Genomic DNA, 25,341 nt, shown 5'->3' with positions numbered 1-25,341 from the left:
GCGTCACCACGTCGTCAGCCTAACGCGGCACCATCGCGCCGCGATGTCGGCGGCGTCGCCTATCGTTGACAGTCGCGATCGAGAGCGGAGCGGAGGTGATCTCGTGAGCGAAGACGAGCTTTTCGGCGCCCACGCGGACGCATCGACGGAACCCGACGGCGGTCATATCGGAAGCTTCGCGGCAGAGCATCTGTCGCCCACCTACCCGCAGCGCGCGCCGTGGGGAACGGCCCAGCGACTGCGTGCGTGGCAGGCGGAGGCGCTCGACCTGTACTTCTCGCTGGACGGGCCGGACGGTCCGGGCAAGGGCCCTCGGGACTTCCTCGCCGCGGCGACCCCCGGCGCCGGGAAGACGACCTTCGCGTTGCGTCTGGCGAGCGAGCAGATGCGACGCGGTGTCGTGGACCGCCTTGTCGTCGTCGCGCCCACGGAGCACCTGAAGACCCAGTGGGCGGATGCGGCGGCCCGGGTCGGGATCCGACTCGACCCGAACTTCAGTAACCGGCACGCGATGCCGTCCCGCCAGTATCACGGCGTCGCGGTGACCTACGCGCAGGTCGCCGTGAAGGCATCCGTCCATCAGGCGCTCATCATGGACAAGCGCACGCTCGTGATCCTCGACGAGGTGCATCACGGCGGCGACGCGCTGAGCTGGGGCGATTCCCTCCGTGAGTCGTACGCCCGGGCGACGCGACGGTTGCTGCTGTCGGGGACGCCGTTCCGATCCGACACGGCCCCCATCCCGTTCGTCGAGTACCACCCGGATCAGCACGGGATCCGGGTGTCGCGCACCGACTACGCCTACAGCTATCGGCGCGCGCTCGAAGACGGCGTCGTGCGCCCCGTGCTCTTCATGGTCTACGCCGGCCACATGCGCTGGCGCACGAAGACCGGCGACGAGATGGAAGCCCAGCTCGGGCAGGACAACACGAAAGACATCACCTCGCAGGCCTGGCGTACCGCGCTCAATCCCGACGGCGAGTGGATGTCGGCGGTGCTCCGATCCGCAGATCGACGCCTGTCCGAGGTGCGCGCGACGGTACCGGATGCGGGCGGGCTCGTCATCGCGACCGACCAGACCGCTGCCCGCGCGTACGCCGCGATCCTCCACGAGATCTCCGGCGAGCCGCCGACGGTCGTCCTCTCGGACGAAGCGGAAGCCTCGGGGCGCATCGAGACATTCGCGAACTCCGAGTCCCGTTGGATGGTCGCCGTCCGGATGGTGTCGGAGGGTGTCGACGTGCCGCGCCTGGCCGTCGGGGTCTACGCGACCTCGGCCTCGACCCCGCTGTTCTTCGCCCAGGCCATCGGCCGCTTCGTGCGGGCCCGGCGCCGCGGCGAGACGGCGACCGTGTTCCTGCCGAACGTTCCGCAGCTGCTCACGCTCGCGAACGAGATGGAAGCGCAGCGCGACCACGCCCTCGACCGCGACAGCGACGCGGAAGACATGTGGGACGCCGAAGAAGACGCGATGAACGCGGCGGAGCGCGAAGACAAGGCGTCCGATTCGCTTCTGGAGGAGGGCAGCTATCAGGCGCTCGATGCGCACGCGCACTTCGATCGGGTCCTGTTCGACGGCAAGGAGTTCGGGCAGCTGGCCGTGCCCGGAACGCCGGAGGAGGAGGAGTTCCTCGGGCTTCCCGGCTTGCTGGAGCCCGAGCACGTGCACGAGCTGTTGATGCAACGCCAGGCGCGGCAAGGGCGGCACCGGCAGGCACGGGAGGCCCGCGAGGAAGCCGATCCCGAACGCACGCCATCGGATGCAGACATCCCGGCTCCGCTGCACCGCACGTTGAAAGAGCAGCGCCAGCTATTGAACAGCCTGGTCGGTCTGTACGCACGACAGTCCGGGGAGGCGCACGGGCAGGTGCACGCGGAGTTGCGGCGAGTGTGCGGAGGCCCCGCGGTGTCGAACGCGACCGTCGCTCAGCTGCAGGCGCGCATCAACCTCCTGCGTGCTCGCGTTCGCGCCTGATCGCTCGAGTTCGGTTCGCCGAACCACGCGCGATGCGGCAGGTCGCTAGCCTCGATCACGTCGCGGCCTTTCCTCGATCGCGGCACCCGTGCGCACGGGAAGGAATCCCATGTCAGAACCCGTCCTGCCGGTGACACCGTCGGCGCGCGTTCGTCGGCGCTGGGCCCGCTATCTCGTCAACGAGCGCGCGGAGGCGACCGTGTACCGCAACCTCGCCGGTCGGCGAGCGGGGGAAGAGCGGGAGATCCTGCTGGCGCTTGCGGCGGCGGAGGGCCGTCACGAGCAGCACTGGCTGGACCTGCTCGGCGGCGAGCCCCGTTCGCTGCCCCGTTCCTCGACGGGGACGCGCCTGCTCGGTTGGATGGCCGAGCGGTTCGGCTCGATCTTCGTTCTCGCGCTCGCGCAGAATGCCGAGGGGCGTTCGCCCTACGACGACGATCCGTACGCGACGCCGGCGATGCGCGCGGATGAGAAGATCCACGCGGAGGTCGTGCGCGGGCTCGCCGCGCGAGGGCGGCGGCGGTTGTCGGGCACCTTCCGTGCCGCGGTCTTCGGCGCCAACGACGGGCTCGTGTCGAACCTGGCACTCGTCATGGGCATCGGTGCCACCGGCGTCGGCGCGCAGTTCGTGCTCTTCAGCGGGATCGCCGGCTTGCTGGCGGGAGCACTGTCGATGGGGGCGGGGGAGTTCGTCTCGGTGCGATCGCAGCGCGAGCTGTTGGCGGCCACGGAGCCGAGTAACGACGCGGATGCGGTGCTGCCCGACCTCGACCTGGACGCGAACGAGCTCGCGCTGGTCTACCGTGCGCGGGGGCTGAGCGAGGAAGATGCCGGTGCGCGCGCCCGGCACGTCGTGGAGGTGGCGCAGGCGGCCGAGCGGGGAACGCCCTATCGCCTGCCGACCGAGGCGACCGACGCGCACGAGACCATCGGCGGTGCGTGGGGAGCGGCGTTGTCGAGCTTCCTCTTCTTCGCCTCCGGCGCCATCATCCCCGTGCTGCCGTGGATCTTCGGCATGGCGGAGACGCCCGCCGTGCTCCTGGCTCTGGCGCTCGTCGGCATCGCGTTGCTCGGGACCGGCGCCACCGTCGGCCTGCTGTCGGGCGGCCCGCCGCTCCGGCGCGCCGTTCGGCAGCTCGCGATCGGTTTCGGCGCCGCAGCCGTGACGTACGCGCTGGGCCTCTTGTTCGGCGTCGGATCCGCCTGACTGCTGCCTACGCCTCTGCCGCGGCATCCGCCACAGCCGGTTGCTCAGGCGGGAACGAGGCCGCCGCGGTCGAGGGAGCCGGTGACCGCGGCCAGCAGCGTGACGATCCGTCGGGACTCACGCGGCGAAAGCCCGGAGATCAGGGTGCGCACATCCGCACTCGACGGCCCGATCGCGGCCGTGATCTGCTGGCTCACCTGCGCGGTGAGATGCAGGTGGTGACCTCGCCCGTCGTGCGGGTTCTCGGTGCGGGTCACGAATCCGCGTTCGATCATCCGCGCGACGATGAGCGAACTCGCACCGTTCGTCAGGCCGAGGTTCCGGGCGACGTCGATCGCACGGACGGGTTGGCCGAGTGCCTCGAGTCGCGCGATGAACTCGAGAGCGACGATCTCGTTCGCGCGCACATTCAGTTGGTCCCGCAGGCGGAAACGCAGGAGTGCGTTGGACGTCTGCAAGGCAGACAGGGCTTCAAGAACCGGGACGGATGCGGGGATCGCGGCGTCAACGGGGAGAGAGGTAGCAAAGCTGCTCATTCTGGACCTTCCGTAGAGGAGTCCGCGAGCATCCGTCAAAAGTCGGTGAACATCCGCAGGTCTTGAGCGAATCACATTCGCAAGAGGGGGGTTGCCGCTCCCCAAGGAGCGGCAACCGTGCTACGAAGAGCGTCGGACGCCCACGCTGCGTCGACGGTTGGCGACGGTCATCGCGACCGCACCCGCGCCGATCAGGAGAACTGCACCGAAGAGGACGACGGGGTTGAGTTCGCCGCCCGTCGCGGGGAGTTCGGCGCCGTTCTCGGTTCCCGGTCCGGGGCCGTTGTTCGTGCCGTTACCGGTTACCGGCGGCGAGAAGACGGTGATCGTGTACGTCTCGCTGTCGGTCGTGGTACTTCCGTTGGACGCCGTGACGGTGAAGGTCGTGGTGCCGGGCGTCGTCGGAGTGCCGGAGATGACTCCCGACGTGCCGTCGAGCGCGAGCCCGACCGGGAGCGTCGTGGTCGTGAAGGTCGGCGACGGTGTGCCAGACGCGGTGACGCCGAAGGAGTAGGGCGTGCCGGCGGTCGCAGCGGTCGGGCCGCCGGAGGTGATGGTCGGTGCGACCGTCTCCGACGGTGTGCCGGACGCGGGGCACGCGGTCGGAACGGTGATCGTGTTCGATTGGAGAGTGACCGCGGCGTTCCGGGCGAGGAGTCGGCCGATGATGGTGGCGCCGGTGGTCGCCGTCACGGACTGGTCGGCGATGACCGTGCCCTGGAACTGCGCTCCGGTACCGATCGTGGCGGAACTGCCGACCTGCCAGAAGACGTTGCACGAGCTCGCGCCACCCGTGATGACGATCCGCGTTCCCGACCCGATCGTGAGGGTGGACGCTGCCTGGAACACCCAGACGGAGTCGGCACTGCCTGCGAGCGTGAGCTGGCCGTTGTTCGACAGGGCGATCGCCCCGCCGTTGTAGACACCGGGCGTCAGTGAGAGACCCGTGAGCTCGGTGATGCCGGTCGTATTCGGGGTGAGCGATGCCGCCGTGTTGTAGGCCGTGGTCGCGTCGAGTTGCGCCTGCGTGGCGACGGCGTCGGTTTGGTGAGTGGTGCCGGTGACGGCACCGTTGGGCGCGCCGCCGAATCCGGTGATGGCGGAGCCCGGGGAGATGCCGAGGTCCCCGTTCACGGTCGTCGACCCCGTGTTGGTCACTTCGCTGGCACCCAGAACGCCGAACGGGGCGGCGGTGCCGAGATTGACGGGGCCGTCGATGACGGTGTCGGCGGATGCGGCGGACGCGCCGCCGAACATGAAGGCGGCGGCGAGTCCCAGACTCGTCGAGATCGCAAGGAACGAGCGGGTGGACGGCGTGCTGGCCATGATGGCCCCTGCCTAAGTGGGAGAGGCACATATGAAGTGTCGTCGACACCCGCGTGATCCCCGGTACCCGAGGTATACATCATCCGGCCGGAAAACGGGGCGAATAGTTCACAGACTCACGCAATTGACCAAAAAATAAGCGGAAAGTAGTTCACCGACTCGAGCAACTACGGGCGAATGGCCATGCGGGTGTCGCCGCGCTCCTCGCTCCGAGGCGACGAAAAAGGCCCCCTTTCGGGGGCCAATTCCTTCTGTGCGCGAGGGGGGACTCGAACCCCCACGCCCTAATACGGGCACTAGCACCTCAAGCTAGCGCGTCTACCATTCCGCCACCCGCGCATTGGGTGTTTTCGGTTTTGCAACCGAGGAATGACATTACCACGTCCCGCACGGGCCCTCGAACCGGGCCGGGTTCCCGCGTGTGTCGCACCCGCATCCGCGAAACAGCAATGGGGCCACGAGACCGCGGCCCCGGACCGACGTCTCGTGGCGAAAGTGCCGTCTCGCAGCCCGAGGGGGTCGCGGTGGGGACGGGGGCGAGGCGGGCGGGCGGTAATCTGAACGCCATGACCGAGCACGCCGCATCCGGGAACTCCGAGTTCCCCGAAGTCGTGCGGCTCGCTCGCGACCTCATCCGCATCGATACGACGAATCACGGCGGCGGTCGCGCGGTCGGTGAACGCGAAGCCGCCGAGTACGTCGGCGCCTACCTCGAGACGCTCGGACTCACCCCGGAGTACTACGAACCGATCCCGCGCCGCACCAACGTGTCGGTGCGAGTGCCCGGTCGCGACCGGTCGCTGCCGGCCCTCGTCGTGCACGGTCACCTGGACGTCGTTCCGGCCGTGGCCGAGGACTGGAGCGTCGACCCGTTCGCCGGCGAGATCCGCGACGGGATGCTGTGGGGCCGCGGCGCCGTCGACATGAAGAACATGGATGCGATGATCCTGACGTCCGTCGCCGACATCCTGCGCTCCGGCGACGCGCCCGCCCGCGACCTCGTCGTGACGTTCTTCGCCGACGAGGAGAACGGCGGCGTGGAGGGTTCGACCCTCGTCGTCCGCGACAGGCCGGAATGGTTCGCGGGCGCGACGGAAGCGATCAGCGAGGTCGGCGGATTCTCCGTCGACGTGGGCGATCGGCGCGCATACCTGCTTCAGGTCGGCGAGAAGGCGTTGCTGTGGCTTCGTCTCGTCGCCCGCGGTGCGGCAGGCCACGGCAGCCGCGTGCACCCCGAGAACGCGGTCACCCGCCTCGCCGAGGCGGTGGCCGCCATCGGGCAGACGAAGTGGCCGGTGCGCCTGACCCCGACCACGACCCAGTTCCTCGCCGCGCTTGCCGAGACGGCAGGGCTTCCGCTCGACGACCCGGATGCGATCGCCGGATCCGCGGGCCCGGCCGCCGCATTCCTGCAGGCGACGCTACGAACGACGGCCAATCCGACGGCCCTCACCGCGGGGTACAAGCACAATGTGATCCCCGATCGCGCGGAGGCGCTCATCGACGTCCGGGTGCTGCCGGGCACGGAAGACGCCGCGCTGGCCGACATCCGCCGCATCGTGGGGGACGACATCGAGATCGAGACGGTCGTCGGCGACATCGGACTCGAGACGCCGTTCTCGGGGGATCTCGTGGACGCGATGGTCGCGGCCCTCGGGCGACACGATCCCGATGCCCCGGTGATCCCCTACCTCATGGGGGCCGGTACCGACAACAAGGCGCTCTCGCGACTCGGTATCACCGGATACGGCTTCGCCCCGCTGCGTCTCCCGCGCGGTCTCGACTTCACCGGGATGTTCCACGGGGTCGACGAGCGGGTGCCGTTGGACGCCCTCGTTTTCGGCCAGCGTGTTCTCACCGACCTGCTCCGCACGTACTGACCGATCTGCTCCGCACGTACCGATTCACCTGCTCCGCACGTACTGACCGATCTGCTCCGCACGTACCGATTCACCTGCTCCGCACGTACTGATCCACTCGCTCTCACCGAAGGACCGTAGATGCTGCATTTCCTCGAGGCGCTCCTGCTCGGATTCGTTCAGGGGCTCACCGAGTTCCTTCCGGTCTCCTCCAGTGCGCACCTGCGCATCCTGGGAGCCTTTCTGCCGACAGCCGAAGACCCGGGCGCCGCGTTCACCGCGATCACCCAGATCGGGACGGAGGCCGCGGTCGTCATCTTCTTCTGGCGCGACATCGTGCGGATCGTCTCGCACTGGTTCGGTTCGCTGACCGGACGCATCCCGCGCAATGACCCCGACGCCCGGATGGGCTGGTTCATCATCGTCGGGTCGATCCCGATCGTCGTGCTCGGACTGCTGTTCCAGGACCAGATCGAGGGCGTGTTCCGTTCGCTCTGGCTCGTCGCGGGCATGCTGATCTTCTTCGGCGTGCTGCTCGGGATCGCGGATGCGGTCGGCGCGCGCAAGCGCAAGTTGAACGAGCTGAACGTCGGTGACGGCGTGGTTTTCGGTCTCGCGCAGTCGTTCGCGTTGATTCCCGGCGTCTCCCGCTCGGGCGGCACGATCACGGCCGGACTGTTCCTCGGCTACGAGCGCGCAGCCGCGGCCCGGTACGCCTTCCTGCTCGCGATCCCCGCGGTGTTCGGCAGCGGGCTCTACCAGCTGTACAAGGTGGTCCGCGAGCCCGAGATCGACCCGCCGTACTCGCTGTGGGAGACCGGCGCAGCGACGGTCGTCGCGTTCTTCGTCGCGCTCGTCGTGATCAAGTACTTCATGGCCTGGATCTCGAAGCGCAGCTTCCTGCCGTTTGTCATCTACCGAGTCGCGCTCGGCGCGTTCGTGATGGTCATGCTCGCGACCGGAGTGATCCAGGCCTGAGCGCGGCGCGTCGAGCAGAGGCGGGTCAGCGGCGCGGGTCGTCGCGGCCGGGCTTGCTCGGCCCGTCGCCCCGACGCTTGAGATACTGCTCGAACTCGCGGGCGATCGCATCGCCGGATGCCTCGGGGGAGTCCCAGGTGTCGCGCGTGCGCTCGAGCTGCTGGATGTACTCCGTCATCTCCTCGTCGTCGGCGGCGGCGGCATCGATCGACGCCTCCCACGCGGCCGATTCGGTGGCGAGTTCCGCGCGCGGAACCTTCGCCCCGGTGAGGTCCTCGAGACGGTCCAGGAGTGCGAGCGTCGCCTTGGGTGACGGGGTGTGCCCGGCAACGTAGTGGGGCACGCTCGCCCAGAGGCTCGCGGTCGGGATGCCGGCGGCATCCGCGACGTGGCCGAGGACGCTCATGATCCCGACCGGTCCTTCGTAGGTGCTGCGCTCCAGCTCCAGCGACGTCCGGAGGCCCTCGTTCTCGCTGCCGGCGAAGACGGAGATCGGCCGCGTGTGCGGCACGTCCGACATCATCGAGCCGAGCGACACGATCCCGGTGATGTCTTCACGCAGGGCGATGTCGACGAGTTCGTTCGCGAAAGCCTGCCACGCGCGGGCGGGTTCAGCGCCCGTCAGCAACCAGAGCTGCGTACCGCGCATCGGCCGCTCGGGACGCAGCATGGTCGTCTCCGGCCACTTCAGCGAACGACGTCCTTCGGAATCCAGCACGGCGTGCGGGCGCGTGTACTGATAGTCGAAGTAGAGTTCCGGATCGACGGAGTGAACGGGCTCGTAACGGCCCTGTTCGCGCAGCAGAGCGACGGCGGCGGATGCGGCTTCGCCCGCATCGTTCCAGCCGTCGAACGCGGCGACCAGTACGCGACGCCCGAGTCCTTCCACGCGATCCTCCTCCGCCCCGCGGCGCGGGATCACTCCAGGATAGGCGCAGGTCGCTTCCGTGGCGCCGGTGAGGGGCCGTGCATGACGCGGTCCCGTCCGGACCCCTCTCTGTCGGGTGCCCGGACGGCGGGAGGGGAGCCGATCGTTAGCATGGGGAGGTGACCCGCTCTCTTCCCGCCGCAGTCCTCTGGGACATGGACGGCACGCTCGTCGACACGGAACCGTACTGGATGGCGGCGGAGAAGCCGCTCGTGGAGAGCTACGGCGGCACGTGGTCGCACGAGCAGGCGCTGACTCTTGTCGGACTGGGGCTCGAGGACGCTGCCCGCATCCTCCAGCAGGCCGGCGTGCGGTTGTCGACGGGAGAGATCATCGACACGCTCACGGCGAGCGTCATGACCGCTCTCGCCGAGCAGGGCATCCCGTTCCGTCCCGGCGCGCGGGAACTCCTCGCCGATCTCCGCGCCGCGGGGATCAAGACCGCACTCGTCACGATGTCGCTCCGGCGCATGGCGCTGACCGTGACCGACCTGATGGATTTCGACGCGTTCGACCTCGTGATCGCGGGCGATGACGTCGTACGTCCGAAACCGTTCCCCGACCCCTACCTGCAGGCGTGCACCGCTCTCGGAGTCGACCCCGCTGACACCGTGGCGATCGAGGATTCACCGAACGGTCTCCGCTCGGCGGTCGCCGCCGGCACCACCGCGCTCGGTGTGCCCCACATGGTCTCGCTCGAAGGCATCGGCGCGTCCGCGCTCTGGCCCTCCCTCGACGGCCGACTTGCCCGCGACATCGCCGAGCTCCACACCGCGCATTCCGCGCGCCGCCGAGAGGACGCCGCACTGTGAGCGGACAGATCACCGCTCCGCGCGGTCCCTTCCGCTTCGGCGACCGCGTGCAGCTCACCGGGCCCAAGAACCGGTTGCACACCATCACCCTTCGTGAAGACGGCGAGATGCACACGCATCACGGCGTCCTCCGGCACGCGGATCTCGTCGGCTTGCCGGACGGTTCGGTCGTGACCGGCAGCGGTGGGCACGAGTACCTGGCTCTGCGTCCGTTGCTCCGCGATTTCGTGATGTCGATGCCCCGCGGCGCGGCGATCGTCTACCCGAAGGATGCGGCGCAGATCCTCGCTCAGGCCGACGTGTTCCCCGGAGCCGTCGTCGTCGAGGCGGGGGTCGGATCCGGCGCGCTCGCGCTCTGGCTGCTGCGCGGGATCGGTGCGGAGGGGCGCCTGATTTCGTTCGAGCGGCGGGAAGACTTCGCGGAGGTAGCGCGGGCGAACGTGGAGACCTTCCTCGGCGATCGGCCCGACAACTGGAACCTGGTCGTCGGAGATCTCGCCACGCAGCTCACCGAGACTGTCGCACCCGGGTCCGTCGACCGAGTGGTGCTCGACATGCTGGCGCCCTGGGAGTGCATCGATGTCGTCGCCGAGGCGCTCGCCCCCGGCGGGGTCGTCATCTGCTACATCGCCACCGCGACGCAGCTCAGCCGGGTGGCCGAGTACCTGCGCGGAACCGGGCTCTTCACCGAACCCGAGTCGAACGAGACCATGGTGCGCGGCTGGCACGTCGAAGGACTGGCCGTCCGGCCGGATCACCGGATGGTGGCGCACACCGGGTTCCTTCTCTCGGCGCGTCGGCTCGCGCCCGGTTCGGTCGCGCCGGAACAGAAGCGACGCGCGTCGAAGTCGAGTTACGGCGACGAGGACGTGGAGCTGTGGACGCCGGGTGCCGTCGGCGACCGCGTCATCAACGACAAGAACCTGCGCAAGCGCGTCCGCGAGGCGCAGCGGGCCGCCGAGGGGGCGCGGTTGGCCGCGGGTGCCGCGGCGGCGGACGAAGCCGACGAGGCCGAGCGCATAGACTGACCCGGTGCGTAGACTCCCCGCCGCTGTCGCTGCCCTCGGACTCGTTGCGATCGCTCTCGTCGGTTGCTCCTCATCGCCTCAGGCGTCGTGCGAGCGGACCACGGAGCCGGGCGCTCTCGAGAACCTGATCTCCGTCTCCGGAGACGTCGGGTCCTCTCCGGAGGTCGATGTGCCCACTCCGTTCCACGCGGGTTCCGTCGAGTTCGCCGATTTCGCGACCGGTGACGGCACGAAGCTGGTCGACGGGCAGCAGATGTTCGATATGGGCATCACCATCGTCGACGGTGCAACGGGCCAGACCATCGCCGACCAGGGCTACGACGGGGGCGCCGCCCCGGTGTCGCTGGACAACTGGAGCAACGCCGTGCCGGGCTTCGCCGACGCGCTCGCGTGCGCTTCCGAGGGTTCGCGCATCGTCATCGGGATCCCGGCCGATTCGCTCGGCTCGATCGCCCAGCTCCCGATCTCGGACGGCGCGGATGCGGTGGCCGTGCTCGACATCACGAAGGTCTACCTGTCGGCGGCCGACGGCGCGGACCAGTTCAACGACAGCCCGGGACTGCCGACCGTCGTCCATGCACCCAGCGGACAGCCCGGCATCATCGTGCCGGATGCGGTCGCGCCGACCGAGCCCGTCGTCCAGGTGCTCAAGCGCGGAGACGGCGAGGCGCTCGAGAACGGCGACACCGCCCTCCTGGCGTACACCTCGGTCGCCTGGGACAAACCGAATGAAGTCTCGCGGACGACCTGGGGCTCCGAACCCCAGGCTGTGCCGATCTCGGCGGGCGATGACGTCGTGCTGAACGCGCTCACCGGCCAGACGGTCGGCTCGGAGATCATGGTCATCGTGCCCACGGGTGGGGGCTCGAGCGGTGCGCCCGCGAGCGCGGACATCTACGTGTTCGACGTGCTCGGCATCTCGCCGGTCGCGGCCGGCTGAGCTGCCGCCTCATCCGTCCCCCGGTCCTAGGATGGGGGGCGTGCCTTCGACCGATGCTCTGCGCGCCGCGCCCGAGGAACGTCTGGTCAACCTGGTCGTCGCGCTCATGGCGACGGAGCAGGGACTGACGAAGGACACGATCCTCTCGTCGGTGTCGGGGTATCGCGAGCAGGCCGAAGCGGGTGCCTCCAAAGACGCGCTCGAGAAGATGTTCGAGCGTGACAAAGACAATCTGCGCGGGATGGGCGTCCCGATCGAGACGATCGGCGACTACGCCGACCCGGACGATCTTCGCGAAGCCCGCTACCGCGTGCCGATGGCCGAGTACGCCCTGCCGATCGACATCGACTTCACCGCCGCGGAGATCGCGCTGCTGAACCTGGCGGGGAGCGTCTGGAGCGAGAGCTCCATGTCGGCGCCGGCGCGAAGCGGTCTGCGGAAGATCCGCGCTCTGGGCAACACGGTGGACGAGCGGATCATCGGCTACTCGCCGAAGATCAGCGTCCGCGACCATGCTTTCGCTCCGCTGCAGCGCGCGATCGAGCTGGCCCGCACCGTGACCTTCCCCTATTTGAAGCCCGGCGAAGCAGCGCCCCGGTTGCGGCGCGTGCGTCCCCTCGCTCTGGTCGAGTACGAGGCGCGGTGGCACGTGCTCGGGCACGACACGGTGGCGGATGCGGAGCGCACGTTCCTGCTGTCGCGCATCACCGACGCCGTCGTCGTCACCCGCGAGAGCTTCGATCCCGCGCTCCGACGGGGTGCGGGGGAGCGGGCGCTGGACGGTTTGCGTCAGCTCGCCCTCTCGCAGACCGCCCTGGTGGAGGTGCACCCGGGCACAGAGGCGGCGCTTCGGCTCGGCCGACGCGCCAGCCCCGCACCGCAAGGACTGCGCGTGCCCTATGTCGACGCGCACATCCTCGCCGATGAGCTCGCCTCCTACGGTCCGGAGGCGCGCGTCGTCGAACCCGCGCACCTGCGGGCCCTCGTGATCGACCGGCTGCGCGGCACCCTGGAACGCAACGGAGACGACGCATGAGCGCGCCGCGTCCGCTGCTCGCCACCGAGCGCGCTGCCCTCATCATGCAGCTCGTGCCGTACCTGCTCGAGCTCGGCGAGGTGTCGGTCGCCGACGCCGCCGCCGCCTTCGAGGTCGCCCCCGAGCAGATGCGGGAGATGGTCGAGAAGCTGACGGTCATCGGGCGTCCGGGCGACGGCGGCTACTGGCAGTTGCCCAACGACCTCTTCGACATCGACTGGGATCTCCTCGACCAGCAGGACCGCATCGCGCTCACCCACACGGTCGGTCTCGAGCGGGCGCCGCGGCTCACGGCCCGTGAGGCGGCCGCGCTGCTCGCCGGTCTCCACCTCACCGGCTCGCTGCCGGGGTTCGGGGGCAGCGAGATCGTCGCGGGCCTCCTCGCGAAGCTCGCGCGCGGCGCGGCATCCGTTCCGGCCGACGTGATCGTGGCGCCCGCGCCCGTCGACTCCGCACGGGACGTCGTGGGCACGGCCCTCCGCACGGGGGTCGCGGTGACGTTCACCTACAAGACTCCGGATGCGGCCGCGATGACCCGCACGGTCGACCCGGTCAAGGTGCACATCGCCGATGCGCAGTGGTACCTGCAGGGGTGGGATCACCTCCGCGACGGTATGCGCACCTTCCACCTGGATCGGGTCAGCGACCTCGCGCTCACTGACATCCCGGTCTCGCACGCCGGCGAGCCCGTGCCGGAGCTGTTCGAATCGGGCTCCTTCGACGTCGAAGCGCGGATCCGATTCCCCATGGCCGTGGCTCCGCTGTTGGGCGACTACCTCGAACGCGCCCAGGTAGAGGTGTCGGGAGCGGTCGGGGTGGCGACCATGCGAATCGCCGACGAGCACAGCCTGCGCCGACTCGCGGCGCGTCGCGGGGGCGGCGTGGAGATTCTCGAGCCGCTCGCCGCTCGCCGCGCCGCGGCTGAATGGGCCGCGGCCGGTCTCGCCCAATACGGCGAGGACTGACCCGCCTCCCGCCCCGCACGACAGGCCCGGGGTAGACTGCTGTCACGCCCGCGGAAGGACTTCGACATGCTGCAGAATCTCACCGGATGGCACTTCCTGATCATCCTCCTCGTCATCCTGCTGCTTTTTGGTGCCGCGAAGCTGCCCGCCCTCGCCCGGAGCCTCGGCCAGTCGGCCCGCGTGTTCAAGGGTGAGATGAAAGAGATGAAGAAGGACGACGAGCAGGCCGGTTACCCGGCATCGACTCCTCCCTCCGCTCCCGCGTCGCAGGTCGGCACGACGGTCCCCGGCGATTCCGCATCCCGGACCGACGGGACCGACTCCACCCCTCGCTAGCCGTCCGTGTCGACGGCACGCACCGCGCGCATCGGCAGAGGCAAGCGTTCGCCCGAGGGGCGGATGACGCTCGGGCAGCACCTGGTGGAGCTGCGGAAGCGGCTGATGATCTCCGCCCTCGCGATCGTTGTGGCAATGATCGCGGCGTTCTTCCTCGCGGAGCAGGTCATCCAGCTCCTGTCGGTGCCGATCGCCATGATCGCCGAGCAGCGTGGCACGGAGTTCGCGAAGCTGAACTTCACATCCATCACGGCCGGGTTCGACCTTCGGTTGCGGATCGCGTTCGCGATCGGTCTCATCGCGTCGGCACCCGTCTGGATCTGGCAGATCTGGGCGTTCCTGATGCCCGGGCTGACCCGTAAAGAAATCCGCTACACGGTCGGATTCCTGGCGGCGGCCATACCGCTGTTCTTTGCGGGAACCGCGGTGGGGTGGCTGGTCATGCCCCACATCATCGAGCTCATGGCGCAGTTCGTGCCCGAGCAGGGCGCGCTGTTCTTCGACGCTCAGTACTACTACGACTTCATCCTCAAGCTGCTGCTCGTCGTCGGCGTCGCGTTCGTACTCCCGGTCTTCCTCGTCGCGCTGAACTTCGCCGGGGTGATCTCGGGAATCGCGATCCTGAAGGGATGGCGCATCGCCGTTCTGGTCTCGGTCATCTTCGCGGGCCTCGCCACCCCTGCCGCCGACATCTTCTCGATGCTGATGCTGGCGGGAATCCTGATCGTGCTCTACATCGCGGCCGCCGGGATCTCGCTACTCGTGGACCGGCGTCGCAACAAGCGCAACGAGACCCTTCTGGAGACGACGACGCCATGACCGAGCCGAGCCCGGCCGAACGATACGCCCGCGCGACGAGCGCGCGACAGCATCCGGAGACGGCGGAGTTCGCGAGTCGGCAGGCCTTCACGCTCGATCCGTTCCAGATCGACGGATGCGAATCGCTCGAAGAGGGGCGGAGCGTGCTGGTGGCCGCACCGACCGGCGCGGGCAAGACCATCGTGGGGGAGTTCGCCATCCACCTCGCGATGAGCACGCCCCGCGACAAGGCGTTCTACACGACGCCCATGAAGGCGCTCTCGAACCAGAAGTTCCGCGAACTCGTCGAGGTGTACGGCGCCGAGAACGTCGGGCTGCTGACGGGTGACACCAACATCAATGCCAACGCCCGGGTCGTCGTCATGACCACCGAGGTGCTGCGCAACATGCTGTACGCGTCGTCTTCGGCGCTCCGGGATCTGCGGTTCGTGGTGATGGACGAGGTGCACTACCTGGCCGACCGATTCCGCGGCGCCGTGTGGGAGGAAGTCATCATCCACCTCCCGCCGGAGGTGCGACTCGTGTCGTTGTCGGCGACGGTCTCGAACGCGGAGGAGTTTGGCGACTGGCTCGACACGGTGCGCGGCGAGACCGACATCATCGTCTCGGAGACCCGCCCGGTTCCCCTCGAGCAGCACGTGCTCGTGCGCGGAGATCTGCTCCCGCTCTTCGACGATCGTGCGGGGGTCGCGACGGCGCAGGTGAACCAGGAACTGCTGCGCATCCGTTCGGCGACGGGGCAGACCTACGAGCGCAACCGCAACGCGATGCAGAATCGGCGGGCGGACGGCCAGCACCGCCGCCCCCACAAGGGCGGGCAACGCTCCATCCGCCCCGCGAACTCGCGGCGGATGGAGCGGATCGACCGCCCGGAGGTGATCGAGCTGCTCGCTCGCGCCACCCTGCTCCCCGCGATCTTCTTCATCTTCAGTCGGGTGGGCTGCGACGCGGCCGTACAGCAGGTGCGGCGTTCGGGGGTGCGGCTGACCGACGCGGACGAGCGACGTGCCATTCGCGAACTGGTCGAAGAGCGCACCCGCAATCTCGCCGAAGAGGACCTGGCCGTGCTGGGGTTCTGGGAGTGGCGCGAGAATCTCGAGCGGGGCGTGGCCTCCCATCACGCCGGCCTTCTTCCCGCCTTCAAGGAGATCGTCGAAGAACTCTTCCGGCGCAAGCTCGTCAAGGTCGTCTTCGCGACCGAGACCCTCGCGCTCGGCATCAACATGCCGGCGCGCACGGTCGTGCTCGAGAAGCTCGAGAAATTCAACGGCGAAGCGCGTGTTGCGATCACCTCGGGGGAGTACACGCAGCTCACCGGTCGCGCCGGGCGCCGAGGCATCGACGTCGAAGGTCACGCGATCGTGCAGTGGACCGAGGGGATGGACCCGCAGTCCGTCGCCGCGCTCGCCTCGCGGCGCACCTATCCGTTGAACTCGAGTTTCCGGCCCACGTACAACATGGCCGTGAACCTGATTGACCAGTTCGGCCGCCCCGCGGCGCGCGACATCCTCGAGTCGTCGTTCGCGCAGTTCCAGGCCGACCGCGCGGTGGTCGGCCTCGCTCGCGAGGTGCGTGCGGCCGAGGAGTCGCTGCGCGGGTACGCCGAGGCCATGGCCTGCGACCGCGGCGACTTCGCGGAGTACGCCGCCATCCGGGTCGCTCTGGGCGAGGTCGAGAACCTCAATCGCAAGGACGCCACCGCGTCGCGCGCGACGAGGGATGCCCGCCAGCAGGAACGCGAGTCGCTGCGCAAGCGCATGCAGCGGCATCCGTGCCATTCCTGCCCCGAGCGCGAACAGCACTCGCGGTGGGCCGAGCGTCACCGTAAGCTCGCGCGGCAGGTCGACCGGATGCGGTCGCAGATCGACGCGCGCACCGGAACCGTCGCGCGCGTCTTCGATCGCGTCGTGGAGGTCTTGACCGCGCTCGACTACGTGCGGGTCGAGTCCGACGGCAGTGCCACCCTCACAGCGGCCGGTCGGACGATGCGTCGCATCTACGGAGAGCGCGACCTGCTCGTCGCCGAGTCGATCCGCACCGGGATCTGGGACTCGCTCGACGCGCCCTCGCTCGCGGCGCTCGTGTGCGCGCTCGTGTACGAACCCCGGCGCGACGAGGCGGGCCCCGGTGAGCGGGGTCTGCCGCGAGGCCGGTTCCGTGATGCGTTGACCGCGACGGAGTCGCTGTGGCAGCAGCTCGACGACCTGGAGCAGGACCATCGGCTGCCCGGCTCCGAGCCGCCCGCGAGCGGGCTCTCGCAGGCGATGTACTCCTGGGCGCGCGGTGCGCTGCTCGACCGCGTCCTGAGCGAGGCGGACATGGCCGCGGGAGACTTCGTGCGGTGGGTCAAGCAGACGATCGACCTGCTCGACCAGCTGTCTCTCGTCGCCGACGCCCCGCTTGCCTCGACGGCGCGAACGGCGCTGGATGCGGTGCGGCGCGGAATCGTCACCTACGTCGCGGGCTGAACGCACGGGGCGGTGCCGACGCACGGCGTCCTCACGGCCAGCCCGGCTCTAGGCTGATCCAATGACCCGAGAACGGCCGCTGCTCCCGTTGTGGGCCGCGGCCCCGACGGCCGTCGGAGCGGGACTGCTCCTCACCCTCGCGTTCCCCGCGGTGAGCTGGTGGCCGGTCGTGTTCGTCGCGATCCCGCTCGCGCTGCTGCCGTTGATCGGACGCCGGGCCTGGGCGGCTCTCCTGATCGGCACCCTCTTCGGGGCGGCGTTCTTCCTGGTCAACGTCTCGTTCACGGCGCGGTACCTCGGGCCCATTCCGTGGCTCGCGTTGTCGCTTCTCGAGGCCGCACTGACCGGCGTCGGCGCGGTTCTGATCACCTGGGCTTACCGCTGGGTTCCGCGCGTGCTCCGCGGCGACATCGCCCGAGTGACGGCCCTGCCGGCACTCGTGGCGGGTCTGTGGACGCTGCGGGAGCAGTGGCTCGGGTCCTGGCCGTACGGCGGTTTCCCCTGGGGACGGATCGGCGTGACGCAGGCATCCGGCCCCCTGGCCGAGGTCGCGTCGTGGGTCGGCATGTCGGGTCTGACCTTCCTCATCGTCTTCGTGTGCGCCGCGGCGGTCGAGTACGTCCGCATCCGACGCCTGCGTGACGTGCGACTCGTGCTCCCGGCCGCGATCGTCGCCGTGGCACTCGTCGCGGTTCCCGCCTTTCCGACCACGGATGCGGGGAGCATGCGGGTCGGGTCCGTACAGGGAAACGGCCCTGCGGGGTACTTCGACCGGCGGAGCGCCGGAGACATCCTGGCCTCCCAGCTCTCGGCGACCGCGCCGATCGTCGACGAGCAGATGGACGTCCTCGTGTGGCCCGAGGGCGGAATCGACTCCGATCCCACGAACAACGCCGCAACGGCCGCGACGCTCGATGCCCTCGCCGAGCGCGTGGACGCGCCGCTGATCGTCAATGCGGCCACCGCCCGCGGCGACGAGTACTTCAACACGTCCATGCTGTGGCAGGCCGGCGACGGGGCCGTGCAGACCTACGACAAGATCCACCCGGTACCGTTCGGCGAGTACGTGCCCGACCGCCCGTTCTTCGAGGCCCTCGCACCCGACTTGATCGGTCTCATCCAGCGCGAATACACCCCGGGCACCTCGGAGCCGGTGTTCGATCTCGGCGACGCGATGGTCGGGCTCGCGATCTGCTTCGACGTCATCTACGACGACGTGATCTGGGCGGCGATGAACGGCGGCGCCGAGGTGTTCATGTTCCAGACGAACAACGCCGACTTCCGCGGCACGGATGAGAACCTGCAGCAGCTGGCGTTCGCCCGCATGCGCGCCATCGAAACGGGCCGCTCGGTCGTCAACATCTCGACGGTCGGCACGAGTCAGGTGATGGCACCCGACGGATCCGTCATCGAGGGGCTTTCGGCCGATGAGGCGGGGGCGATGCTCACCGACGTCCCGCTCCGGACCGGTCTGACTCCGGCCGTTATTCTGGGGCCGTGGGTGCACGGGGTGCTTGCCGGGGGGAGTGCCCTCGGGCTGATCCTCGCGGGCGTCATCCGGCGCCGCGCACGCGAAACGGCGCCGTCCCTCTAGAGGGGACGACGCCGCGCGTTGCCAGTGGTCAGGCGGTCTTCTTGTTCACGTCCTCGCCGGCGCCGCGGCGCGAGCGGATGAATGCGAGACGCTCTTCAAGAAGCTCTTCGAGCTCGGGAATGCTCCGGCGTTCGAGCAGCATGTCCCAGTGCGTGCGGGCGGCCTTCTGGTCGCCCCGGTCGACCGTGACGGTGGTGCCGTCGACGCTCAGGACTGCTTCGCCACCGCACGTCCGGCACTCCCAGGTCTGGGGTGCATCGGCGTCAGCGGCGAAGTTCAGTGTGGTTTCCTTGCCGCACGTGCTGCACACGTAGGTGTGCTGTGTGCGCTCATGGAAAACGACGCCCTCTTCGCTCTGTAAGCTCTGGGCGCCGAGTCGAATGCCGCGGAGACTGCGGTCTGCCATTGTGTGGTCCTCTCGTCGCGTATCTTTCCGGTATAACGTGTTCGGATGGGAGGATCATCCGAAGCACCTATGCCTGGTCTGAACTCCCAGGTGATGCACAGCCGCGAATGCGCTGCGACATGGTTAGGTGCACCCGCTATTCCGACGGACGTCTGACCTCCTCCTCAGGTATGCGGGGGAGCGAGAGCCTCCAGCGCGATGTCGGCGTGATCCGTGATGATGCCGTCGACGCCGAGAGCCCGGAGGCGGCGCATCTGCGCCACATCGTTCACGGTCCAGACGTGCACTTCGACTCCGGAGCGATGCGCCGCACCGATCAGGCGCTTCGTCAGCACGCGCACCGGGCCGCGCCGCTCGGGGATCTGCAGAGCGTCCAGGCCGGCGAGCGTCGCGCTCGTCAGTCGCGCCGATCCCGTGGCGACGGCAGCGAGCACTCGAGCGAGCCGGGCGCTGCCGGCCGATGTGGCGGGGATCAGGGCGGGGCGCGTCGCGCGTGCGGCGGCGAGGGCGGCCTCCCGCCGGGCATCCGAGAAGCTCGTGAGCAGCACCCGCTCGGCGTGGTCAGCGACGATCTCGCCGGCGGGCTCCGCCGCCGCGGCGACCTTCACATCGATGTTGAACCGAAGGTCGGGAAAAGCGGTGAGCGCCTGAGCGAGGGTGATCAGACCTCCCCGCGGGGCCATCAGGTCTTCGAGCTCGTGCAGCGACACGTCCGCGAGGCGTCTCGGGTCGCCGGTCACCCGCCGAAGGTCTTCATCGTGGGACAGCACGACGACGCCATCGGCGGTGAGGTGGCAGTCCGACTCGACGTACACGGCTCCGGCCGCGTGAGCGGCGGCAACGGCGGCGAAGGAGTTCTCGGCGACATCCTTCTCCCCGTCCGGAACGAGACCGCGGTGAGCGAGAACGCGCGGCACATCGGTGCCGATGAAGTAGGGGTGTGTCACGGGAACCTCCACGCGCCACGGTACCCGCCGTGACGAGGACGGCGCCGTTGGTAGGGTCGAAGCGGTCGTCGCGATTCGTCGCGCGGCGCATCCGCATCCGAGATCCTGGAGTTCCCGTGTCCCACCTCACCCCCCTCGAACCCGGCACGTTGACGGGTAAGACCGCGCTGGTCACCGGCTCCTCCCGCGGGATCGGCGCCGACACGGTGCGGTACTTCGCACAGGCCGGAGCGAACGTGGTCATCAACTTCCGGAACAAGGCGCCGCGGGCCGAGAAGCTCGCCACCGAGCTCCGCGGTCTCGGCGTCGAGGCGCTCGTCGTCGGCGCGGACCTCACCGATCCCGAATCGGTGCGCGCCATGATGGCCGAGGTGGAACGCACCTTCGGCTCGCTCGACATCCTCGTGCTGAACGCATCCGGAGGCATGGAGAGCGGGATGGCGGAGGACTACGCGCTGCAACTCAACCGAGATGCGCAGGTCGACGTGCTCGAGAGCGCGCTGCCCCTGCTCGGCAGCGGCGCACGCGTCGTCTTCGTCACGAGCCACCAGGCCCACTTCATCCGTACGACGCAGACCATGCCCGAGTACGAGCCCGTGGCCCGCTCCAAGCGCGCGGGCGAAGACGCTCTGCGCGAGCGGATCCCCGCGCTGTCCGACCGCGGTGTCGAGTTCGTCGTCGTCTCCGGCGACATGATCGAGGGCACCATTACGGCGACTCTGCTCGAACGCGCCAACCCGGGCGCGATCGCCGCACGCCGGGGCGACGCCGGCAAGCTCTACAACGTCGCGGAGTTCGCCGCGGAGGTCGCTCGCGCCGCCGCGGACCCGATCCCCGCCGACAACACCCGCCTCGTCGGCGACACGTCGTCGTTCGACGCTGCGTAGCCCGCACGAAGAAGCGCCCGCCACCGTTCGGTGTGCGGGCGCTTCTTCGTGCGCGGGACGAACCCTTAGACGCTCTTGCCGAACGTGAACGCGCGGATGATCTGCAGGATGCCGAGCAGCACGAGCGACACCCCGACGAACAGCCAGAGCAGCGCGACGTAGAGCGGGGAGAACAGCAGGGTCACACCGGCGAGGAGGCTGACGATCGCGAAGAAGACCGTCCAGCCGCGCGAGCCGGCAGATCCCAGGGTCGTGAGCGCGACGACGCCCTCGACGATCCACGTCACTCCCACGAACACGCCGACGAAGATCGCGAGGAAGACCGTCGTGTCGCCGAGGTTGGCGAGCGCGATCACGCCCGCGACGACGAACAGAACCCCGAGCACGATGTGGCCGACGCGCGCCCACCCGCTGAGGGTCTTCGAGAAGACCCCGATGCCGGCGTAGACGAGCCCGGTGACGATCGCGTACACGGCGATGATCGCGGTGCCGACAGCGGCCGTCTTCAGCGGCCAGACGAGGATGAGGATGCCGACGATGAGCGCGACAGCGCCACCGATGCCGAGCGCCGTGCGGATGCCGCCGACCACGCTCTTCTCTGCGGAAGCAGTAGTCATGGAGTGCCCTTTCTGAAAGAAGCCTGTGAACTCACTTGTCACCATAGCGTGAGGACGGACGCCTGGTGAGGTCCGGGCCGAGCGGGCGACATTGGACGTCTTGTGCAGGCTCACTGGAAGAGCAGCACCGCGGCGATCAGGACGGGGACGCAGCCGATCGTGGTGAGCAGGATCGTGTCGCGGCTGACGGTCTCGCCCACACCGTAGCGCTGGGCGTAGTTGAAGACGTTCTGCGCGGTGGGGAGAGCGGCGAGAACGACGACGACGAGCGTGTCGGCGGCGCTCAGCCCGAACATCGTGGCCACACCCCACGCGATCACGGGCATCACGATCAGCTTCAGTGCACTCGCGACGACGACCTCGGCGCGATGCCCGGCGGCCCCCAGCACGCGTTGCCCGTGCAGCGAGATGCCGTAGGAGATGAGGAGCACGGGCACGCAGGCGTTCGCGATCAGGAGCGAGGGCTCCAGGATCACCGGCGGAAGATCGATGTCGAAGACCGAGACCAGGGTGCCGAGAACCGACCCGACGACGATGGGATTCGTAACGGTGCGGGTGAGGATTCGGCCGAACGACCGCTCGCCGCTCGTCGTCGCGTCGAGGATGCCGAGCGTCAGGGGAGTGAAGAGCAGAAGCTGCATCAGGATCACGGGCGCCGGGAAGGCGGCGCTCCCCAGCAGGTACAGCGAGAGCGGAATGCCGATGTTGTTGGAGTTGACCTGACCGGCCGAGAGCGCGCTGATGACGGTCTCCGGGATCGAGCGTCGCCACACGAGGCGGGCGAGAAGGCCCTGCACTGCGATGACGACGACCGCCGCGATCGCCGACACCGGCAGTAATGCGGAGAACAGCGAGTGCACATCGGCCTGTGCCAGGACGGTGAACAGGAGGAACGGCGAGAGGACGTAGAAGGTCAGTCGGCTCAGGACGTGGCGGGCGTGCGGTCCGAGCAGATCGATTCGGCCGAGGATGTAGCCGACCACGATGGCCAGGCCCACCACCACGAATCCCGTCAGTACGTCCAGCATCCGTCCAGCGTAGAACGCGACGAAGCGCCGCCCTCACCGAGAGGACGGCGCTTCGTCGAGGCTGATCAGCGCTTGCGGGGCACGCGGTTCTCGGCGCTGACCATCCACGACAGCTGCTCGAGACGCTCGAGGATCGAGTGCAGGATGTCGGCGCTGGTCGGGTCTTCGTCGTCGACGTCATCGTGCACGTCGCGGCAGGTGGCGGTGACCGCATCCAGTCGTTCGGTCATGAGGTCGACGACCTCCGTCGTTGCGATCTCGCCCTGGGGGATCTCGGGAAGGGTCGTCGTCTCGGCCACGACATCGCTGCGGCCGTCCGGCAGCGCGTGCAGCGCACGCATGCGCTCCGCGACCGTGTCGGCGAACTCGCGCGCGGCCTCGATGATCTCGTCGAGCTGCAGGTGGGTGTCGCGGAAGTTGGTGCCGACGACGTTCCAGTGCGCCTGCTTGCCCTGCAGCGAGAGTTCGATGAGGTCGACGAGCACCTTCTGCAGGTTCTCACTGAGCGACTCGGACGCGGTGAACCCGCGTTCGGCGTTCTGTTCGCCGGTCAGACCGGCGCCGCTGCCGCCGCGTGCGGGTCGCCGCTGGTTTCGCGTGGGGGACTTCTCGGTTGCAGTGGATGCGGCGGACGTGGACTTCGTAGCCATCGGGATACTCCTTCATCGGTTGCGATTTCCACGCTAGGCAGGGGCCTCCGCATCCGCCCGCCCTTGCCCACGTTCCGTCGAGGTGGTAGCCGCTACACGGCCTACCGGATGCAGGCAAGGGGCGGTCCGCGGGCCGGCTCCTGCCTAGCGTTGACCGGATGATGGCTGACCCGAACTCCGCGCCCGACGCCCCCGGTGAGCCGCTGGATTCTTACGCCGCCATCGGTGACGGGCGCACGATCGCCCTCATCGGCCGGCGGGGCCAGATCGACTGGATGCCCGTGCCCGACATCGGTGCAGAACCGGTGTTCGCGCGTCTCCTCGACGACGACGACGGCGGATGCATCGAGCTGGAGCCGACGACGGAGTATTCGGTGACCCGGCGCTACCTGCCGGGGACCAACGTGCTCGAAACCACGTTCACGACCGCATCGGGAGTCGCGCGGGTCACCGATGCGCTCGTCGTCGGGGTCGCCGGCCGGTTGCCCTGGTGCGAGCTGGGCAGGCGGGTCGAGGGGGTGCGCGGCGAGGTCTCGTTCGCCTGGCGAGTGCAGCCCGGCACCAAGCTCGGCACGGCGTCGCCGTGGATCGAAACCACCGAGCGCGGCGCGATCATCCGCTGCGGCGACACCGCGATCGCTGTCGTCGGAGACGGACACGCACCCGACGAACCCGACGCCGCCGCCGCCTCTGTCGTCCTCCGCGGCGCGATCGACACGACCCCGGATTCGCGGCACCTGCTCGTGGTCGTCGCCACGCACGACGAGCCGCTGCGGTTGCCGGACCCGGCGAACGTCGACCGCGGCATCGACCGCACGATCGACAGTTGGCGGATGTGGTCGCGCGAGTTCTCGTACGACGGCCCGTGGGCGAATGCCGTGCAGCGCAGCGCGCTCGCGATGAAGCTCCTCGTCTACGCCCCCACCGGGGCGATCGTCGCCGCGGGAACGACCTCGCTTCCGGAGACCGGACGCGGCGGCAAGAACTGGGACTACCGATTCGCGTGGGTGCGCGACGTGGCCTACACGGTGCACGCGCTCGTCGGGTTCGGCCTCCGCGAAGAGACGCACGCGGCGCTGTCGTGGTTGAGTCGCGCGATCCGCACGCACGGATCTCCCGACCCGCACGTGTTCTACGGGCTGGACGGCGTGCCCACCGACGGTGTCGAGTTCCGGGATGCGCCGGGCTGGAAGGGCATCGGACCCGTCGTGGTCGGCAACCCCGCCCAGGGGCAATTGCAGCTCGGTGTCTACGGCGACGTGTTCGCGGTCTGCCGCACCTACGTGGATGAAGGGAACGTGCTCGATCACGGCACCGCGCGACTGCTCGGCGAACTCGCCGACCGGGTGTGCGACCTGTGGCGGACGCCGGATTCGGGCATGTGGGAACTCCCCGAAGCCCGGCACTACATCTCCTCGAAGATGGGATGCTGGCAGGCGCTGAACGATGCCGTGCACCTGAACGAGCGCGGGCAGGCGCCGGGGCGGGCGGAGCGGTGGGCCGCCGAGCGGGAACGCATCCGGGCATGGATCGACGAGCACGGGTGGGATGAGGAACAGGGCGCCTACGTGATGGCGGCCGGCAGCCCCGACCTCGATGCATCCGTCCTCCTGCACGCGCCGAGCGGCTTCGACCGCGGCGAACGGATGAGCCGCACGATCGATGCCCTGACCCGGCAACTCGGGGTCGGGGACCTGCTCTACCGCTACAGCGGGGCGGCCGCAGAGGAGCACACCTTCCTCGCCTGCGCATTCTGGCGGGCGGGCGCTCTCGCGTGCGTCGGTCGGTACGACGAGGCCATCGCGAGCATGGACCGGCTGATGGAGACCGCGAACGACGTCGGCATCCTCCCCGAGATGATCGACGCCTCGGACGGGTCGTTCTGGGGCAACCTGCCGCAGGCGCTCAGTCACCTGGCGCTGGTCACGACGGCCCTGACGATTCGCGAGGTCGCACCGGACTCGATCGCGTAGCGCTCGCCTCCGCGGCTTTCGCGTGG

Annotated in this window: 23 protein-coding genes and 1 tRNA gene; 15 read left to right on the top strand and 9 right to left on the bottom strand. The window is 69.0% G+C overall.

Annotated elements, in window-relative coordinates:
- Positions 1 to 43: 43 nt before the first annotated feature.
- Both LMI96_RS03905 and LMI96_RS03900 read left to right on the top strand, forming a co-directional pair.
- Positions 44 to 1,975: a DEAD/DEAH box helicase gene (locus LMI96_RS03905; RefSeq protein WP_228360544.1), complete on the top strand. Its 1,932-nt coding sequence runs from the start codon at positions 44 to 46 to the stop codon at positions 1,973 to 1,975.
- A gap of 109 nt (positions 1,976 to 2,084) precedes the next feature.
- Complete coding sequence (locus LMI96_RS03900; RefSeq protein WP_228360543.1) at positions 2,085 to 3,182, top strand: VIT1/CCC1 family protein; 1,098 nt, start codon at positions 2,085 to 2,087, stop codon at positions 3,180 to 3,182.
- 44 nt (positions 3,183 to 3,226) lie between these two features.
- On the opposite strand, the gene LMI96_RS03895 is transcribed toward LMI96_RS03900, so the two are convergent.
- The 3 genes from LMI96_RS03895 to LMI96_RS03885 form a co-directional block, all read right to left on the bottom strand.
- Positions 3,227 to 3,718 carry a MarR family winged helix-turn-helix transcriptional regulator gene (locus LMI96_RS03895; RefSeq protein ID WP_228360542.1) on the bottom strand — a complete coding sequence of 164 codons (492 nt, stop codon included), beginning with the start codon at positions 3,716 to 3,718 and terminating at the stop codon, positions 3,227 to 3,229.
- A gap of 120 nt (positions 3,719 to 3,838) precedes the next feature.
- Positions 3,839 to 5,044: an ice-binding family protein gene (locus LMI96_RS03890; protein WP_223721286.1), complete on the bottom strand. Its 1,206-nt coding sequence runs from the start codon at positions 5,042 to 5,044 to the stop codon at positions 3,839 to 3,841.
- Positions 5,045 to 5,298: 254 nt separating this feature from the next.
- Positions 5,299 to 5,383 (bottom strand) — tRNA-Leu (locus LMI96_RS03885).
- 227 nt (positions 5,384 to 5,610) lie between these two features.
- Here LMI96_RS03885 and LMI96_RS03880 point away from each other — a divergent pair.
- Entirely contained in the window at positions 5,611 to 6,924 is a 1,314-nt protein-coding gene (locus LMI96_RS03880; protein WP_228360541.1) for a M20/M25/M40 family metallo-hydrolase, read from the top strand.
- 123 nt (positions 6,925 to 7,047) lie between these two features.
- A complete protein-coding gene (locus LMI96_RS03875) occupies positions 7,048 to 7,881 on the top strand; it encodes an undecaprenyl-diphosphate phosphatase (protein WP_223721632.1) in 834 nt (277 codons plus the stop codon).
- Positions 7,882 to 7,906: 25 nt separating this feature from the next.
- On the opposite strand, the gene LMI96_RS03870 is transcribed toward LMI96_RS03875, so the two are convergent.
- Entirely contained in the window at positions 7,907 to 8,770 is an 864-nt protein-coding gene (locus LMI96_RS03870; protein ID WP_223721284.1) for a PAC2 family protein, read from the bottom strand.
- Positions 8,771 to 8,928: 158 nt separating this feature from the next.
- On the opposite strand from LMI96_RS03870, the gene LMI96_RS03865 reads away from it, so the two are divergent.
- The 9 genes from LMI96_RS03865 (at position 8,929) to lnt (ending at position 18,807) form a co-directional block, all read left to right on the top strand.
- On the top strand, positions 8,929 to 9,621 hold the full coding sequence (locus LMI96_RS03865) for an HAD family phosphatase (RefSeq protein WP_228360540.1): 693 nt from the start codon (positions 8,929 to 8,931) through the stop codon (positions 9,619 to 9,621).
- Positions 9,618 to 10,649, top strand: a complete 1,032-nt coding sequence (locus LMI96_RS03860; protein WP_223721282.1) for a tRNA (adenine-N1)-methyltransferase — start codon at positions 9,618 to 9,620, stop codon at positions 10,647 to 10,649. Before LMI96_RS03865 ends, LMI96_RS03860 begins: the two co-directional genes overlap by 4 nt.
- 4 nt (positions 10,650 to 10,653) lie before the next feature.
- Positions 10,654 to 11,589, top strand: coding sequence for a peptidylprolyl isomerase (locus LMI96_RS03855; protein ID WP_223721281.1), 936 nt, complete (start codon positions 10,654 to 10,656; stop codon positions 11,587 to 11,589).
- Positions 11,590 to 11,695: 106 nt separating this feature from the next.
- Positions 11,696 to 12,625: a WYL domain-containing protein gene (locus LMI96_RS03850; protein ID WP_267059250.1), complete on the top strand. Its 930-nt coding sequence runs from the start codon at positions 11,696 to 11,698 to the stop codon at positions 12,623 to 12,625.
- On the top strand, positions 12,622 to 13,590 hold the full coding sequence (locus LMI96_RS03845) for a YafY family protein (protein ID WP_228360538.1): 969 nt from the start codon (positions 12,622 to 12,624) through the stop codon (positions 13,588 to 13,590). Before LMI96_RS03850 ends, LMI96_RS03845 begins: the two co-directional genes overlap by 4 nt.
- Before the next feature lie 66 nt (positions 13,591 to 13,656).
- Entirely contained in the window at positions 13,657 to 13,926 is a 270-nt protein-coding gene (tatA, locus tag LMI96_RS03840) for a Sec-independent protein translocase subunit TatA (RefSeq protein WP_223721278.1), read from the top strand.
- A 63-nt stretch (positions 13,927 to 13,989) separates the two neighbouring features.
- Positions 13,990 to 14,745 (top strand): twin-arginine translocase subunit TatC, encoded by a 756-nt coding sequence (gene tatC, locus LMI96_RS03835; RefSeq protein ID WP_228360796.1) that lies wholly within the window; start codon positions 13,990 to 13,992, stop codon positions 14,743 to 14,745.
- Positions 14,742 to 17,213, top strand: coding sequence for an RNA helicase (locus LMI96_RS03830; protein WP_228360537.1), 2,472 nt, complete (start codon positions 14,742 to 14,744; stop codon positions 17,211 to 17,213). The genes tatC and LMI96_RS03830 overlap by 4 nt, the downstream gene beginning before the upstream one ends.
- 61 nt (positions 17,214 to 17,274) lie before the next feature.
- Positions 17,275 to 18,807, top strand: a complete 1,533-nt coding sequence (gene lnt, locus LMI96_RS03825; RefSeq protein ID WP_228360536.1) for an apolipoprotein N-acyltransferase — start codon at positions 17,275 to 17,277, stop codon at positions 18,805 to 18,807.
- 28 nt (positions 18,808 to 18,835) lie between these two features.
- On the opposite strand, the gene LMI96_RS03820 is transcribed toward lnt, so the two are convergent.
- Both LMI96_RS03820 and LMI96_RS03815 read right to left on the bottom strand, forming a co-directional pair.
- Complete coding sequence (locus LMI96_RS03820; RefSeq protein WP_223721275.1) at positions 18,836 to 19,213, bottom strand: RNA polymerase-binding protein RbpA; 378 nt, start codon at positions 19,211 to 19,213, stop codon at positions 18,836 to 18,838.
- A 164-nt stretch (positions 19,214 to 19,377) separates the two neighbouring features.
- Complete coding sequence (locus LMI96_RS03815) at positions 19,378 to 20,160, bottom strand: glycerophosphodiester phosphodiesterase family protein (protein ID WP_228360535.1); 783 nt, start codon at positions 20,158 to 20,160, stop codon at positions 19,378 to 19,380.
- A 116-nt stretch (positions 20,161 to 20,276) separates the two neighbouring features.
- On the opposite strand from LMI96_RS03815, the gene LMI96_RS03810 reads away from it, so the two are divergent.
- Entirely contained in the window at positions 20,277 to 21,047 is a 771-nt protein-coding gene (locus LMI96_RS03810; protein WP_223721273.1) for an SDR family oxidoreductase, read from the top strand.
- A gap of 65 nt (positions 21,048 to 21,112) precedes the next feature.
- Here LMI96_RS03810 and LMI96_RS03805 read toward each other — a convergent pair whose 3' ends face one another.
- From LMI96_RS03805 to LMI96_RS03795, 3 genes are all read right to left on the bottom strand, one after another.
- On the bottom strand, positions 21,113 to 21,664 hold the full coding sequence (locus LMI96_RS03805; RefSeq protein ID WP_223721272.1) for an HdeD family acid-resistance protein: 552 nt from the start codon (positions 21,662 to 21,664) through the stop codon (positions 21,113 to 21,115).
- A 110-nt stretch (positions 21,665 to 21,774) separates the two neighbouring features.
- Positions 21,775 to 22,692, bottom strand: coding sequence for an AEC family transporter (locus tag LMI96_RS03800; RefSeq protein WP_223721271.1), 918 nt, complete (start codon positions 22,690 to 22,692; stop codon positions 21,775 to 21,777).
- Positions 22,693 to 22,757: 65 nt separating this feature from the next.
- A complete protein-coding gene (locus LMI96_RS03795) occupies positions 22,758 to 23,342 on the bottom strand; it encodes a Dps family protein (RefSeq protein ID WP_228360534.1) in 585 nt (194 codons plus the stop codon).
- A 161-nt stretch (positions 23,343 to 23,503) separates the two neighbouring features.
- Here LMI96_RS03795 and LMI96_RS03790 point away from each other — a divergent pair, with 161 nt between their 5' ends.
- Complete coding sequence (locus LMI96_RS03790) at positions 23,504 to 25,315, top strand: glycoside hydrolase family 15 protein (RefSeq protein WP_228360795.1); 1,812 nt, start codon at positions 23,504 to 23,506, stop codon at positions 25,313 to 25,315.
- Positions 25,316 to 25,341: the final 26 nt, after the last annotated feature.

The sequence above is a fragment of the Microbacterium sp. cx-59 genome (assembly GCF_020805625.1).
GTDB lineage: Bacteria > Actinomycetota > Actinomycetes > Actinomycetales > Microbacteriaceae > Microbacterium.
The sequence above is the reverse complement of the archived record's forward strand: the minus strand, read 5'-3'. Positions and strand labels throughout refer to the sequence as shown.

Bases quoted from the DNA above. Each gene is read 5' to 3' on its own strand.
- LMI96_RS03890 (WP_223721286.1), bottom strand. From the start codon at position 5,044: ATGGCCAGCACGCCGTCCACCCGCTCGTTCCTTGCGATCTCGACGAGT.
- LMI96_RS03880 (WP_228360541.1), top strand. From the start codon at position 5,611: ATGACCGAGCACGCCGCATCCGGGAACTCCGAGTTCCCCGAAGTCGTG.
- LMI96_RS03795 (WP_228360534.1), bottom strand. From the start codon at position 23,342: ATGGCTACGAAGTCCACGTCCGCCGCATCCACTGCAACCGAGAAGTCC.
- LMI96_RS03895 (WP_228360542.1), bottom strand. From the start codon at position 3,718: ATGAGCAGCTTTGCTACCTCTCTCCCCGTTGACGCCGCGATCCCCGCA.
- LMI96_RS03850 (WP_267059250.1), top strand. From the start codon at position 11,696: ATGGCGACGGAGCAGGGACTGACGAAGGACACGATCCTCTCGTCGGTG.
- LMI96_RS03800 (WP_223721271.1), bottom strand. From the start codon at position 22,692: ATGCTGGACGTACTGACGGGATTCGTGGTGGTGGGCCTGGCCATCGTG.
- LMI96_RS03830 (WP_228360537.1), top strand. From the start codon at position 14,742: ATGACCGAGCCGAGCCCGGCCGAACGATACGCCCGCGCGACGAGCGCG.
- LMI96_RS03905 (WP_228360544.1), top strand. From the start codon at position 44: ATGTCGGCGGCGTCGCCTATCGTTGACAGTCGCGATCGAGAGCGGAGC.
- tatC (WP_228360796.1), top strand. From the start codon at position 13,990: ATGACGCTCGGGCAGCACCTGGTGGAGCTGCGGAAGCGGCTGATGATC.
- tatA (WP_223721278.1), top strand. From the start codon at position 13,657: ATGCTGCAGAATCTCACCGGATGGCACTTCCTGATCATCCTCCTCGTC.
- LMI96_RS03900 (WP_228360543.1), top strand. From the start codon at position 2,085: ATGTCAGAACCCGTCCTGCCGGTGACACCGTCGGCGCGCGTTCGTCGG.
- LMI96_RS03805 (WP_223721272.1), bottom strand. From the start codon at position 21,664: ATGACTACTGCTTCCGCAGAGAAGAGCGTGGTCGGCGGCATCCGCACG.
- lnt (WP_228360536.1), top strand. From the start codon at position 17,275: ATGACCCGAGAACGGCCGCTGCTCCCGTTGTGGGCCGCGGCCCCGACG.
- LMI96_RS03790 (WP_228360795.1), top strand. From the start codon at position 23,504: ATGGCTGACCCGAACTCCGCGCCCGACGCCCCCGGTGAGCCGCTGGAT.
- LMI96_RS03845 (WP_228360538.1), top strand. From the start codon at position 12,622: ATGAGCGCGCCGCGTCCGCTGCTCGCCACCGAGCGCGCTGCCCTCATC.
- LMI96_RS03820 (WP_223721275.1), bottom strand. From the start codon at position 19,213: ATGGCAGACCGCAGTCTCCGCGGCATTCGACTCGGCGCCCAGAGCTTA.